The following is a 13903-nucleotide window of genomic DNA, read 5'->3' on the forward strand; positions in this document are numbered from 1 at the left end:
ATGGCTGATCTTCTCATCGAACTTTTCTCGGAAGAAATTCCCGCAGGCATGCAGAAAAAAGCGTCCGAGGACCTTGAAGTCATGGTGCTCAAGGGGCTTGAGGATGCAGGGCTGAAGGCTGAGGCTTCCGAAGCCTATGCTACACCGCGCCGCCTTGTGCTCGCGGTCTCCGGTTTACCGCTGGGTACGCCTGATGTGCGTGAGGAACGCCGCGGCCCGCGCATCGACGCGCCAGAGAAAGCCATTGAGGGTTTCTTGCGCGGTGCAAAGGTTGCGCGGCATGAGTGCGAAGAACGGGAAGACCCCAAAGGCACGTTCCTTTATGCGATTATTGAGAAAAAAGGCCAGGAAACCGCTTCGGTTGTCGCTCAGGTTCTTGAGCAGACAGTGCGCAACTTCCCGTGGCCCAAGTCCCAGCGCTGGGGCGAGGGCAGCCTCAAATGGGTACGCCCGCTGCAAAGTATTCTTTGTGTGTTTAATGACCGTTTGGTTCCCTTCCAGATAGAGACTGGCGAGACAAAGACCATCTCTAAGGAAGACGTAAAGGAAGCTCCAAACGAGTGGAAGCCCTATCCCTCTGCTGTGCGAATGGAAGCAACCAACGTTACCTACGGGCACCGGTTTATGGCTCCGGACAGTTTTGCAGTCGACAATTTTGCGGACTATAAAGCCAAGCTCCTTGACCATAAGGTCATGCTGGATCCGGTTGAGCGCATGACCCTGATCGCTGACCGCGCGAAAGCGCTGGCGGCTGAGAAGGGTGTCGAGTGGGTTGAGGACAAGGGCCTGCTCGCGGAAGTCGCTGGCCTTGTTGAATGGCCGGTACCTATCATGGGTTCCTTCGACCCCGCGTTCATGAGCGTGCCGGAAGAAGTGCTGATCCTGACGATGAAAAAGGACCAGAAATATTTTGTCACGCGCGACAAGTCGACGGGCAAGCTGGCACCTTTCTTCATCACCGTGTCGAACATCGAACCCACTGATGGTGGCAAGATGGTCGCAGCTGGCAACGAGCGCGTGCTGACTGCGCGGCTGTCGGACGCCAAATTCTTCTGGGAACAGGACCTCAAGCACAAGCTTGAAGACAACCTGCCGCAGCTCGCGGACATTGTGTTCCATATTGAGCTTGGCCGTGTCTCTGACCGCGTGGAGCGCATGAAGGCGCTGGCGCGCTATCTCGCGCAGTTCATCCCCGGCTGTGATGTGGATGAGGCTGAGCGCGCCGCAGAGCTCGCGAAAGCTGACCTTGTCTCCGGCATGGTGTTCGAATTCCCTGAGGTTCAGGGTGTAATGGGCCGCTACTATGCCAAAGCGCAGGGCGAAAGCGACGCAGTGGCAGATGCCATTCGTGACCACTATGCGCCCGCAGGCCCCAATGACGATTGCCCAACCGCACCGGTGTCGGTAGCGGTCGCGCTTGCCGAAAAGCTCGATACCCTCATGGGCTTCTTCGCGATTGATAAACGCCCGACCGGGTCGAAGGACCCATACGCCCTTCGCCGCGCCGCGCTTGGCATCATTCGCCTGATCACGGAGAACGGCGTAAGGCTTGAACTTGCGGAAACCCTCGTCAACGCAGCGAAGCCGCTGAAGCCTTACTTGGGGCTTATGGTCGCAGGCGCTTCCGAGGATGCCCGCGAAGAGGCTATTTTGCGTCATGTGACAGCCACAATCGAAGATCATCTTCTGCCCTTCTTCGCGGACCGTCTGAAGGTTCAACAGCGCGACCAAGGCGTTCGCCATGACCTGATTGACGCTGTGTTCGCAAAGGGTGATGACGACCTCGTGCGCGTACTGTCGCGCGTGTCTGCGCTCTCCGCCTTCCTTGATACGGAAGACGGGGCCAACTTGCTCGCCGGCTACAAGCGCGCCGCCAATATTCTCCGCATTGAGGAGAAGAAGGATGGCCGCAGCTTTGATCAGGCGGTGGATGCGGGTGTGCTGACGGACACGGAAGAAAAAGCGCTCGCAAGCGCACTCAAGACGGCGGCAGCAGATGCCGAAGATGCGCTGATGGTCGAGGACTTTGAAAAGGCCATGGCCGCGCTATCTTCACTGCGGGCACCGATTGATGCCTTCTTCGAGCGCGTGACCGTGAACGCAGATGATGAAGCGCTTAGGGCTAACCGGCTTGCGCTTCTGAGCCAAATTCGGGCGGCGGTGAATACCGTTGCCGATTTCAGCCTCATAGAAGGCTGAGTTTTAACCGTACTGGGCCAACACAAAACAGAACGGGCCAGTGTTCAAGACCTAACTCAGCACCGCCTCAAGGGGACGTGGGCGGTGCGGTAAAGGACTGCTTAACATGAGCAAATGGGTATACAGATTTGGTGACGGCGCTGCTGAAGGGCGTGCCGACATGAAAAACCTCCTTGGAGGCAAGGGCGCGAACCTTGCAGAAATGGCCTCCCTCGGCCTGCCGGTGCCCCCGGGACTGACAATTACCACCGAGGTCTGTACCTATTATTATGCTAACGGCCGCACCTACCCGGATACGCTTGAAAGCGAAGTGAACCAGGCGATTGTCGCGATCGAGAAGAGCGTGGGTGCCAAATTCGGCGATGAAGAAAATCCGCTGCTTGTTTCCGTCCGCTCCGGCGCGCGGGTGTCGATGCCGGGCATGATGGACACTGTCCTGAACCTCGGTCTCAACGATAAAACGGTTGAAGGCCTGGCTAAAAACAGCGGCAACGCCCGTTTCGCCTGGGACAGCTACCGCCGTTTTATCCAGATGTATTCCGATGTGGTGCTTGGTGTTGATCACTACCACTTCGAAGAACTGATTGAACTGCACAAGGAAGAAAAGGGCGTCGACCTCGACACAGACCTTGATGCAGACGACTGGCAGGAAATTGCCCACGCCTTCAAAGCGAAAGCCGAGGAAGAACTGGGCTACCCGTTCCCGCAGGATGTGAAAGAACAGCTTTGGGGCGCGATTGGCGCTGTATTCTCAAGCTGGCAGATCGAGCGCGCGAAAGTTTACCGCAAGCTCAATAACATTCCGGAAGATTGGGGTACGGCCGTCAACGTACAGGCCATGGTGTTCGGCAACATGGGTGATACGTCAGCTACTGGCGTTGCCTTTACGCGCAACCCGTCAACGGGCACCAAGGAATATTACGGCGAATACCTGATCGATGCGCAGGGTGAGGACGTGGTGGCGGGTATCCGCACGCCGCAGTATCTGACCAAGGCTGCGCGCGTTGAAGCGGGCGCAACCGCCCCTTCGATGGAAGAGAGCATGCCGGAAGTCTTCGGCCAGCTTGCTGACGTGTTCGAGAAGCTCGAGCGGCACTACCGCGACATGCAGGACATCGAGTTTACCGTCCAGCACGGCAAACTGTGGATGCTGCAAACCCGTTCTGGCAAGCGGACCGCCAAGGCTGCGCTCAAGATCGCGGTTGATATGGCGTCGGAAGGTCTGATTGACCATAAAACCGCTGTGCTCCGTGTTGAGCCGGGCGCGCTTGACCAGCTTCTGCACCCGACGCTTGACCCCAACGCGCCGCGTGACCTGTTCACCCGCGGCCTGCCGGCATCCCCGGGTGCTGCTTCGGGTATCGTGGTGTTTGACGCCGATACGGCGGAAACCATGGCAAAAGACGGCAAGGCCGTCATCCTTTGCCGGGTTGAGACCAGCCCTGAGGACATCCACGGCATGCACGCCGCAAAAGGCATCCTGACCGCCCGTGGCGGCATGACCAGCCACGCGGCTGTTGTGGCGCGTGGCATGGGCCGGCCCTGCGTGTCCGGCGCCGGGCAATTGCGCATTGACGGCAAGGGCGGTGTCATGACCGCGTCTGGTCGCGAAGTGAAAGCCGGTGACATCATCACCATCGACGGTGCGTCGGGCGAAGTGATGGTGGGCGAGGTGAAAACCTTGCAGCCGGAACTTGAAGGTGACTTTGGTACGCTCATGGAATGGGCGGACAAATACCGCCACCTCAAGGTTCGCACCAACGCTGACACGCCGCACGACACACAAACCGCACGCGACTTTGGCGCAGAAGGCATTGGCCTTTGCCGCACAGAGCACATGTTCTTTGAAGGCGAGCGTATCATCGCCGTGCGCGAAATGATCCTCGCGGAAGAACTGGAAGGCCGTAAAGCAGCGCTGGCGAAACTTTTGCCGATGCAGCGCGGTGACTTTGAAGAAATCTTCAAGATCATGCGCGGCCTGCCGGTCACCATTCGCTTGCTTGACCCGCCTCTCCACGAATTCTTGCCCCGTGAGGAAGAAGAGTTTGGTGACGTGGCAAAAGCCATTGGCGCGAATGTGGAACATCTCAAGCGCCGCGCGGCTGAACTGCATGAGTTCAACCCCATGCTAGGCCACCGTGGTTGCCGCCTTGGTATCACCTACCCGGAAATCTATGAGATGCAGGCGCGCGCGATTTTTGAAGCCGCGATTGCTGTTGAGCAGAAAACCGGCGACACCGTGGTGCCTGAGATCATGATCCCGCTTGTGGCAACCCGCAAGGAGCTAGAGACCCTGCGCGGCCATGTGGAAACCGTGGCGGAAGAAGTGTTCAGTGAGAAGGGCCACCGGGTTGAATATATGGTTGGTACCATGATTGAGCTGCCGCGTGCGGCCATCTGTGCGGACCGTATCGCGGTTGCGGCGGACTTCTTCAGCTTCGGCACCAACGACCTGACACAAACCACCATCGGTATCAGCCGTGACGATGCTGGCCGCTTCCTCGATCAGTATGTGAAGCAGGATATCTTTGCCCAAGACCCGTTTGTCTCCATCGACCAGGAAGGCGTGGGCGAACTGGTGAAGCTGGGTGCTGAGCGTGGCCGGTCGACGAAGCCTGACCTCAAGCTTGGTATCTGTGGTGAACACGGCGGTGACCCGGCCAGCGTGGAATTCTGTCACCGTACCGGCCTCGACTATGTATCCTGCTCACCGTACCGCGTGCCAATCGCCCGCTTGGCGGCAGCGCAGGCTGCGCTGAAAGACTAAATTAGATGGGCCTTCGGGACCATTTTCTTTTGGGGTTTAGGGTGAGCGACAGGGACATATACAAAGTTATTCTGAAAACCCTGGCCATTTGCGCGGTGGTGGCCGGCGTGCTCTATCTTTTTGACTTTAACGCTGCGAAAATCCTTCGATTTGTGTTCTCGGTTTTAACGTCACTCGTAAAGTAAGCAAAAAGCCCCGCAGCGCGCGGGGCTTTTCTTTTGTGGTCCCGGCTCTAATCTCATATCTGACAGGGGAGGCGAGCATGGACCACAAACAGATTATCGAGACCATTCAGGATCGCGGCTATTTCATCATTGAAAACCTGCTGCCGGATGAGACCATCCAGGCCGCGCGTGATATCCTCGACCCAATCTTCGCTTCCCAGCGCACAGGGCGGAACCAGTTTGAAGGGTTCAAGACGCAGCGCATCTACTCATTACCCAAATACGGTCCGGCGCTGTGGCCCTTTTTCTCTCACCCAGATGTGCTCAAGATCATTCGGCCGCTGTTGTGGGGTGATTGCCTGATCACCGCAGCCCTCGCGGCCAATGTGCTGCCGGGTGAGCAGCCGCAGGCTTTTCATGTGGATGACGGCTTTTACCCCATCCCGCGTCCGCGGCCTGCGTTCTCGGTTGGCGCAATATGGGCAATGGATGATTTCACCGCTGAGAATGGCGCGACGGAGTTGATCCCTTATAGCCATAAATGGGGCGAGGGTGAAACGCCGGAAGGTGTGCTCACGCTCAGTGACGCATTCACCCGGCATGAGCCGGGCAGGGATGACGGTTGGCATTCTCCCGCAAACGCTGAAATCGTGAAGGCGGAGATGCCGCGCGGTTCCGTGCTCATATTCCTGGGTAACCTGTGGCACAGGGCCGGGGGTAACGTTTCAAACGGTTCGCGGCTTGGGCTGTTCCCGCAGTATTGTGCATCGTGGGCGCGCACGCAGGAAAACTTCTTCCTTTCCATCCCGCAGGAGACAGTGGCCAGCATGCCGGAGGAAATGCAAAAGCTCCTCGGCTACAATATCCATCCGCCCTTCATGGGGCACGCCGGTGGCTATCACCCGCAAAAGGTTTTGCCGAAAGTCTAGCTCGCGAGTACCAGCACGGTAATGAGAATGCCAGCAACAATGATACCGAGAGTGAGCAGGTTGGAACGCTCATGCGCCACGTCGGCGTCATGTTTGCGCTGTTTCTTTGATTTGGTCATATGCCTTCCCTTACGCCAGAGTGATTGACGTCGTTCCAGCATTAAGCGTTGCATCCGTAAATTCAAGCCGGAAATAGGCGATGGCATGTGTGCCGTCTGTGCTGCGGATCTCACCGGCGGATTTGCCGTCAGCGGTCGTGATTTCCTGCCCGGCCTCAAGTCCGCCACTCTCCGCCTTGACCGCCACCAGCTTTTTCTTGAGCGTGGTTCGGTGTTTCATGCGGGCCGTCAGCTCTTGCCCCACATAACAGCCTTTCGAGAAGGAGACACCGTTCAGGCGCTCGGCATCTGTCTCCAGCCAGAAGTATTTTTCCACTTCCATGTCGCGGCTACTGTCCGGGACGCCAAGGGCGAGACGCTTCGCCTCATAGTCTGAAGCCGCGAGCGGCTCGGAGGTGGGGGCGGCGGCTGAAATCACACGGTAGCCAAGGGCTGCATCACGGGGGTCAGTGGCCGCGATGCCTTCTGGTGTTGCATCGGTCCACACGGCCCAGACTTTCAGGTCGCTCTCGTCGGTGATGGTAACATCCGCGCGGAGTTTATACATGGTGAGGCGGCGGAGCAGGTCATCCTTGCGCTCAGCCTCAATATCCAACAGCAGGTCATCACCGTCCGCCATGATGATCATGTCATACATGAACTTGCCTTGCGGCGTGAGGAGGGCTGCGTAGACTGCCTTGCCGGGAACTGCTGCCATCACATCATTGGTGACAAGCCCCTGCAGGAATTTGCGCGTTTCAGTGCCTGAAAGGCGGAGAACTGCGCGGCTATCGAGCTTGAGGGCTTTGGCTGTCATAAAACTTCCTTGTCACACGGTTATGGGTTCGTGGGCTCGCCATAGAGATGGCGATACGCGCGCGGCTTTCAAGTTGTAAGCGCGGCCCAAGCCCGTTACAACTGCCGAAACAAATTTCGTGTTTCAAAATAGAGTTGAGCAAATGAGCCCTGCAGCCACATCGCCGAACCGTCTTGTAATCCGTCAGCCAGATGACTGGCATGTGCACTTGCGTGACGGTGAGATGCTGGGCGCGGTTGTGGGCTATACGGCACGGCAGTTTGCGCGGGCGATTGTGATGCCAAACCTGACCCCGCCGGTGACAACCGTTGCCGCCGCGGAGGTTTACCGCAGCCGAATCCTGAAGGCGGTACCCGAGGGGCTTGAGTTCACCCCGCTGATGACCTGTTACCTGACAGATTCGATTGACCCGGCCGAGGTTGAGCGTGGCTTTACCTCAGGCGTGTTCACCGCCTGCAAGATGTACCCGGCGAACGCGACAACCAACTCGACACACGGTGTAACTGACATCAAGAATATCTACCCGGTGCTTGAGACCATGCAACGTATCGGCATGCCATTCCTCGTGCATGGTGAGGTCACGGACCACGACATCGATATCTTCGACCGGGAAGCGGTGTTCATTGAACGCACGATGAAGCAAGTCGTGGCGGATTTCCCTGAGCTCAAGATCGTTTTTGAACATATCACAACGGCAGAAGCAGCCGCGTTTGTTGAAGCCTGTGGCCCGAATGTGGGTGCAACCATCACTCCGCAACACCTTGTGCACAACCGCAACGCCATGCTCGTTGGCGGTATCAAGCCACACTTCTACTGCCTGCCGGTGATCAAACGTGAACAGCACCGGCTTGCGCTTCGTGCGGCGGCTACGTCCGGCTCACCAAAGTTTTTCCTTGGTACCGATTCTGCGCCGCACACGGTTGAGCGCAAGGAAGCGGCATGTGGCTGTGCGGGCATTTTCAATGCCCCTTATGCGCTTGAGAGCTACATCAAAACTTTTGAAGAAGAGGGCGCGATGGAACATTTTGAAGCTTTCGCGTCCGAGAGTGGCCCGAAATTCTACGGCCTGCCGCTCAACGAGCGGTATGTGGTGCTCGAACGCGAGGACACAGTCGTGCCGGAAGTGCTTGAGGCGCCCGGCCTGCGTATCGCGCCGTTCCATGCGGGGGAAACCCTCGCGTGGCGCTTTGCTGGCATTCAGGACAAGCCTGAATAGGTGACGGGGCTGACCATATCGTGATTAGCGAGATTGGATATGTGCTGTGGGGGCTGGCTTTCGGGTTCGCCCTTTCCGCACCCGTTGGCCCTGTAAACATCATCTGCCTGCGCCGGAGCCTGTTTGGCCGCTCGCGTGATGGTTTTGTGATTGGCCTTGGTGCCGCACTAGGTGATGCTTTCTACGCGGGGCTTGCAGCTTTGGGGCTCAAGGCCTTCCTCAGTGCGATCGACAGCTACGATACCGAACTGCGCATTGTTGGCGCCATCATCATGTTCGGTTTCGCGGTGCGTATCTGGCGCAGCCATCCGCATATCGACCAGGCGCCGCAAGAAGGCGGTGTGAAACGCGGCATGCTGGCCGCACTCATGCTAACTCTCACAAATCCCGGCGTTTTTTTCGGTTTCCTCGGCCTCTATGCCGTCGCGGGCATCGGTGACCTCGGGCAGGGTAGCGGCTACATCCACGCCGATGCCATCGCGCTCATTATTGGGGTGTTTTTAGGGGCCTCCCTATGGTGGGCAACGCTCGTATCTTTTGGGCGATATTTGCGAGATAAAGTGAACGACCGCTTTTTAGCCATAATCAACCATATTTCCGCCGCGATTATCGGGATATTTGCGCTCGGTACAATCGTCAGCGTGTGGCTAAAATTTTAGCTATCGGAAGTTTTGTCCAGTTCACGAAAATTTCACGACAGAACAAATATTTGCCGCATTTTGATTGCTTGATCATACGAAATTCGCGGTCTATAGTTGCCGCGAACAAACGTTGTCAGTTCCGGGGGCACTTCGGGACTGGCAACCTTATATGTAGGTAAGCCGGGGGAACCCCATTCCGTTGGAGGGAACAAATATGACGTCCAAGCGCCTGGGCAAAAATATTGCCACCATCTCCGCTGTAGCACTGCTGCTGGCAGCGTGTTCTAACAATGATAAAAAAGTAGAAGATACGACACCACCGGTCGAACAGGTGGAAGATTCCGGTCGTCCGGATCGTCCGATCACGCAAGACCTGTCCGCTGAAGAACTTGAAGCCCAGAGAATGGGTTCCCCGAACCAAAGCGGCCTCACCAACTATGCTGGTGACCGTGTATTCTTTGCTTACGACAGCTCCGAACTGAGTGCAGAAGCACGTGCAACGCTTTCGAAGCAAGCACAGTGGCTGCGCAACTTCCCGCGCGTTGATGTGACTGTAGAAGGTCACTGTGACGAACGCGGCACGCGCGAGTACAACCTCGCACTTGGTGAGCGTCGTGCAACAGCCGTTAAAAACTACCTGATCTCTCAGGGCGTTCCGGCTTCGCGCATGAAAACCATCTCTTACGGTAAAGAACGTCCGGCTGTGGTTGGCAACGGTGAATCCGTTTGGAACCAGAACCGCCGTGGGGTTCTTGTCGTTCAGTAAACACTGACGGCGCACGATGGACAATGTGGCCCCGTGCCCGGAAATCCGGGGCGGGGCCATTTTTTTACCGGAATTCTTGGTTAGTCCCAGAGGGGTAACGCCTTCCGGGAAGGAGAGTATGGGATGAAAAAACTTCTTACTGCTATGGCGCTGGTCTTTGCTGTGGGGGCGGCAGTGCCCGTATCCGCACAAAGTCAGGCGGAAATCGCCCTCAAGGTTGAACGGCTTGAACGCGAGATGATCGCGCTTGAAAACCGTTTGCGCGGAGGGCAGGGCGCTGTGCCCTCAGTATCAAGTGGTCCCGTCGATCCGGCTGACCGGTCCCTGATGGGTGATCTGGTTACAAAGGTAGGTAGTCTTGAAAGCCAGCTCCGCTCCATCAATGGCAGACTAGAAGAGCTGGAATACAAGCAGCGCCAGATGGACGAGGCGGTTGAGCTTCTGCGCAAGGAAATGACCTTGCAGGCGCAAGAAACAGCACAGGCGCAAGCCGAAATGAAAGCGCAGATCAGCAGTTCATCCTCATCCGATGCGGGTCCAGCAACCACGACAACGGCACCTGCCTCCGCGGCACCGGCTATTGAACTTCCGGACGCGGACCCTGCTGCCCAGTACCGTTATGCATTCGAGTTCATTCAGAAGAACGACCTTGATAACGGTTTCAAGGCGATGGACCTGTTCCTCAAGGCGAATCCGAAGGATGAACGCGCGGGCAACGCCAAGTTCTGGCTTGGCCGCATTCACCTGCTGAAGGGCCGCATGCCACAAGCCGCGCAGCAATTGCTGGCGCTCATTGAGGAACACCCGAACCATGATAAACGCCCGGACGCGCTCCTTGACCTTGCGGACGTCCTGATCGCGCTTGATAGCGCACCGGACGCCTGTAATGCGCTTGCGGAATTCCGCCGCATGGAAAGCAAGGCGAATGACCGGCTTATCGCGCGGGCCAGGAAAACCGCACAGACAGCTGGCTGCAGCTACTAGGCCATGGCCATGGCTGCATCGGGGCTGACAGCAGCGCTGGAACGCACCCTCAATGAACTGGGCATCGAAGCTGGTTCAAGGGTTGTGGTAGCCGTATCGGGCGGGGCGGATAGCCTCGCCCTTGCACTTTTAATGCACAAACTTCGCACAGTTGTTGCACTCACGGTGGACCATGGCTTGCGCCCCGAATCCGCCACAGAAGCGCTAGGGGTTGGCGAAACACTGCAACGCTTCGGCATTACGCATCATGTGCTGGAGTGGGAGGGCGAAAAGCCGAGCAGCAACATTCAGGCGGAAGCGCGGGCGGCACGCTACCGTTTGCTGGCTGAGTGGTGCGCAGCAAATGATGTACCTTATCTCGCAACTGCACATCACATGGACGATCAGGCCGAGACTTTGCTCCTCAGGCTTGCGCGCGGTAGCGGTGTTTACGGCCTTGCAGGCATGCCGCAATCTGCGCCGTGCGTGGGTTTCGAAGCTATTACCCTTATCCGTCCGCTGCTCGATCATCCGAAAGCTGCGCTCAAAGACTGGCTCGAAAGCGAAGGTGTCGCGTGGGTGGAGGACCCCAGTAACGAGAATACGCAGTTTGACCGGGTGAAGGTCCGGCAATTATTGCAAGCGCCGCCAATCGAGGGGCTTCAGGCTGAGCGTTTGGCCGAAACCGCGAAACGCTTGCGCCGTTCCCGTGATGCGCTCGAGTTTTATGAGCGTGAATGGTTCTCACGGGCCGTGTCTGAACATGAGCCGGGCTTCCTAACGCTGGACCCGTCGGCCCTGAGCGCCGCGCCACTGGATATTGTACTGCGGGGGCTGGCGTCCCTGTGTCGTGCATTTGAACCGGTCAGCTATACACCCCGTATGGAAAAAGTGGAACGCCTGCTGGAAACGCTGTCTGGAACTAGCGGCGGGCAGACACTCTACGGGGCGCAGTTTATGCTTGGAAAAGATGGCATCACCGTGTGCCGCGAAGTAGCCGCATGCGAGGCTCTCAAGCCTGTTGCAGATGGCTGCATCTGGGATAACCGGTTTGAAATTTCAGCCGTCGGTGATACTAGGGGCCTTGAAATCGGCGCGCTCGGCGAAAAAGGCTGGGGGAAGGCGGTCATAAAATGGCCCGAAGTCCGTGAGATCAACATGCCACATGAAGTGCGTCTGTCGCTTCCTGCGGTTTTCTCGGAAGGACAATTGCGGGCGCTTCCATTGATGGGATATAGTGACCTCGTGAATGTTACTATTCGCCTGTCGCGGAAACCGCTCATTCGGCCGAAAAAATAGGGCAGGGCAACCTGTTACCTCTTGCACCGGGCGTGCGGAAGCTTATCTCTGTGATAAGCATGCCGAGGGGATAGTGCATAAAGTGTGGCCGCGGTAAGTTTGGCTGCGACCAGAGAAAGGCAAAAAAGTGAACGGATTTATGCGGAATGCGCTTGTTTGGGTGTTGATCATCCTGCTGCTTGTAGCGCTTTTCAATATGTTCCAGGGCGGAGCAAGCAAGACGCCTGAGCTTCCGTACAGCCAGTTTATCGAGGCTGTGGAGCAGAACAAGGTCGAACGGGTTGAGGCCCAGGGTCAGGATATCACCGGTACATTCTCGACGGGTGAGACCTTCCGTGTGGTTGCCCCCATCTATGATGATGAGCTGACCCGTACCCTTAAAGAACACAATGTAACCTATGTGGTGAAGAAGAAGGACGAGAGCTTCCTGATGGGCGCCCTGATTTCGTGGCTGCCTTTCCTTCTCCTCATTGGTGTGTGGATCTTCTTCATGCGTCAGATGCAAGGTCGTTCCGGCGGTGGTGGCGCAATGGGCTTTGGTAAAAGCCGTGCTCGCCTGCTGACCGAAAAGCAGGGCCGCGTAACGTTCGAGGACGTTGCTGGTATTGAAGAAGCCAAGGAAGAACTTGAAGAGATCGTCGATTTCCTCAAGGACCCACAGAAGTTCCAGCGTCTTGGCGGTAAAATCCCCAAGGGTGCGCTTCTTGTAGGCCCTCCGGGTACCGGTAAAACCTTGCTCGCGCGTGCGATTGCGGGTGAGGCTAATGTACCGTTCTTCACCATTTCCGGTTCTGACTTTGTGGAAATGTTTGTGGGTGTTGGTGCGAGCCGTGTGCGCGACATGTTCGAGCAGGCGAAGAAAAACGCGCCGTGTATCATCTTCATTGACGAGATCGACGCCGTCGGCCGTCACCGTGGCGCGGGCCTTGGTGGGGGTAACGATGAGCGTGAGCAGACGCTGAACCAGCTCCTTGTGGAGATGGACGGCTTTGAAGCGAACGAGGGTATCATCATCCTCGCCGCGACCAACCGCCCGGACGTTCTTGACCCTGCGCTCTTGCGCCCGGGCCGTTTTGACCGCCAGGTTGTTGTGCCGAACCCGGACATCAATGGCCGTGAGAAAATCCTTGGCGTTCACATGAAAAAGGTGCCGTTGGCGCCAGACGTGGACGTGAACACCATTGCGCGCGGTACGCCCGGCTTCTCTGGTGCTGACCTGATGAACCTTGTGAACGAGGCTGCACTTCTTGCTGCACGTCGCGGCAAGAAGATTGTTGCGATGTCCGAGTTCGAAGCAGCCAAAGACAAGGTGATGATGGGTTCCGAGCGGCGCTCCATGGTGATGACGGAAGACGAGAAGAAGCTGACAGCCTATCACGAAGGCGGCCACGCCCTTGTGACCCTGCACTGCAAATCGTCTGACCCGATCCACAAGGCAACCATCATCCCGCGTGGTCGTGCGCTCGGCATGGTGATGCGCTTGCCTGAGCGGGACGAATATTCGCAAAGCCGTGAGAAAATGCACGACAACCTAGCAATCGCGATGGGTGGTCGTGTGGCGGAAGAAGTGATCTTCGGGCACGAGAAAGTAACGTCTGGCGCATCGAGCGATATCCAGTATGCGACCAACCTGGCCCGCAATATGGTGACGCGTTGGGGTATGTCCGACAAACTTGGCCCGCTTCAGTATGCGGCGAACGAGGAAGAGGTATTCCTCGGTCACTCCGTATCGCGTCAGCAGAATGTGTCTGAAGAGACTGCCCGCATGATCGACCAGGAAGTGAAATCCTTCGTCGAAGGCGCGCAGGACCGTGCGAAGAAAATCCTCACGGATTATATCGACGACCTGCACACTGTGGCGAAAGCGCTTCTTGAATACGAAACCCTGACGGGTGACGAGATCAAGGCGCTCATCAAAGGTGAGCCGATCCGCGTGAAGCCGAAGAAGCCTGACAGCTCGCCAAACGTGCCGCCTGCCGCGCCGAGTGCGGTGCCGACAGCCGGGCTTGACCACGGCGAGCCTCAGCCAGAGGGCTAGGGGCTG

11 protein-coding genes are annotated in these 13903 nt (G+C 57.3%); 9 read left to right on the forward strand and 2 right to left on the reverse strand.

From position 1 onward, the window contains the following. The 3 genes from glyS to B150_RS20650 all read left to right on the forward strand — a co-directional run bounded on the left by glyS (window position 1) and on the right by B150_RS20650 (window position 6059). A complete protein-coding gene (glyS, locus tag B150_RS0110710) occupies window positions 1-2199 on the forward strand; it encodes a glycine--tRNA ligase subunit beta (RefSeq protein ID WP_020399922.1) in 2199 nt (732 codons plus the stop codon). A 106-nt stretch (window positions 2200-2305) separates the two neighbouring features. Continuing rightward, entirely contained in the window at window positions 2306-4966 is a 2661-nt protein-coding gene (gene ppdK / locus B150_RS0110715) for a pyruvate, phosphate dikinase (RefSeq protein WP_020399923.1), read from the forward strand. A gap of 262 nt (window positions 4967-5228) precedes the next feature. Beyond that, window positions 5229-6059 carry a phytanoyl-CoA dioxygenase family protein gene (locus tag B150_RS20650; protein WP_020399925.1) on the forward strand — a complete coding sequence of 277 codons (831 nt, stop codon included), beginning with the start codon at window positions 5229-5231 and terminating at the stop codon, window positions 6057-6059. Here B150_RS20650 and B150_RS23530 read toward each other — a convergent pair. Continuing rightward, complete coding sequence (locus B150_RS23530) at window positions 6056-6178, reverse strand: hypothetical protein (RefSeq protein WP_020399926.1); 123 nt, start codon at window positions 6176-6178, stop codon at window positions 6056-6058. The genes B150_RS20650 and B150_RS23530 overlap by 4 nt on opposite strands. Before the next feature lie 10 nt (window positions 6179-6188). Then, on the reverse strand, window positions 6189-6974 hold the full coding sequence (gene ygfZ / locus B150_RS0110735; RefSeq protein WP_020399927.1) for a CAF17-like 4Fe-4S cluster assembly/insertion protein YgfZ: 786 nt from the start codon (window positions 6972-6974) through the stop codon (window positions 6189-6191). 142 nt (window positions 6975-7116) lie between these two features. On the opposite strand from ygfZ, the gene pyrC reads away from it, so the two are divergent. The 6 genes from pyrC (at window position 7117) to ftsH (ending at window position 13897) form a co-directional block, all read left to right on the forward strand. Next, the gene (gene pyrC / locus B150_RS0110740; protein WP_020399928.1) at window positions 7117-8190 is read left to right on the forward strand and encodes a dihydroorotase; all 1074 of its coding nucleotides are present in this window, start codon (window positions 7117-7119) and stop codon (window positions 8188-8190) included. Between the two features lie 20 nt (window positions 8191-8210). Beyond that, a complete protein-coding gene (locus tag B150_RS0110745; RefSeq protein ID WP_020399929.1) occupies window positions 8211-8849 on the forward strand; it encodes a LysE family translocator in 639 nt (212 codons plus the stop codon). A gap of 196 nt (window positions 8850-9045) precedes the next feature. Further along, window positions 9046-9597, forward strand: coding sequence for a peptidoglycan-associated lipoprotein Pal (gene pal, locus B150_RS0110750; RefSeq protein WP_020399930.1), 552 nt, complete (start codon window positions 9046-9048; stop codon window positions 9595-9597). A gap of 123 nt (window positions 9598-9720) precedes the next feature. After that, window positions 9721-10581, forward strand: coding sequence for a tol-pal system YbgF family protein (locus tag B150_RS0110755; RefSeq protein WP_020399931.1), 861 nt, complete (start codon window positions 9721-9723; stop codon window positions 10579-10581). Between the two features lie 9 nt (window positions 10582-10590). After that, entirely contained in the window at window positions 10591-11859 is a 1269-nt protein-coding gene (gene tilS / locus B150_RS0110760; protein WP_025896613.1) for a tRNA lysidine(34) synthetase TilS, read from the forward strand. Window positions 11860-11986: 127 nt separating this feature from the next. After that, entirely contained in the window at window positions 11987-13897 is a 1911-nt protein-coding gene (gene ftsH / locus B150_RS0110765) for an ATP-dependent zinc metalloprotease FtsH (protein ID WP_026168323.1), read from the forward strand. Window positions 13898-13903 lie beyond the last annotated feature (6 nt).

Source organism: Kordiimonas gwangyangensis DSM 19435 = JCM 12864, from assembly GCF_000375545.1.
In the GTDB taxonomy this organism is placed as follows: domain Bacteria; phylum Pseudomonadota; class Alphaproteobacteria; order Sphingomonadales; family Kordiimonadaceae; genus Kordiimonas; species Kordiimonas gwangyangensis.

What these genes read in the sequence shown, in the direction of transcription:
- glyS (WP_020399922.1), top strand. Translation starts at nt 1, where the DNA reads ATGGCTGATCTTCTCATCGAACTTTTCTCGGAAGAAATTCCCGCAGGC.
- ppdK (WP_020399923.1), top strand. Translation starts at nt 2,306, where the DNA reads ATGAGCAAATGGGTATACAGATTTGGTGACGGCGCTGCTGAAGGGCGT.
- B150_RS20650 (WP_020399925.1), top strand. Translation starts at nt 5,229, where the DNA reads ATGGACCACAAACAGATTATCGAGACCATTCAGGATCGCGGCTATTTC.
- B150_RS23530 (WP_020399926.1), bottom strand. Translation starts at nt 6,178, where the DNA reads ATGACCAAATCAAAGAAACAGCGCAAACATGACGCCGACGTGGCGCAT.
- ygfZ (WP_020399927.1), bottom strand. Translation starts at nt 6,974, where the DNA reads ATGACAGCCAAAGCCCTCAAGCTCGATAGCCGCGCAGTTCTCCGCCTT.
- pyrC (WP_020399928.1), top strand. Translation starts at nt 7,117, where the DNA reads ATGAGCCCTGCAGCCACATCGCCGAACCGTCTTGTAATCCGTCAGCCA.
- pal (WP_020399930.1), top strand. Translation starts at nt 9,046, where the DNA reads ATGACGTCCAAGCGCCTGGGCAAAAATATTGCCACCATCTCCGCTGTA.
- B150_RS0110755 (WP_020399931.1), top strand. Translation starts at nt 9,721, where the DNA reads ATGAAAAAACTTCTTACTGCTATGGCGCTGGTCTTTGCTGTGGGGGCG.
- tilS (WP_025896613.1), top strand. Translation starts at nt 10,591, where the DNA reads ATGGCTGCATCGGGGCTGACAGCAGCGCTGGAACGCACCCTCAATGAA.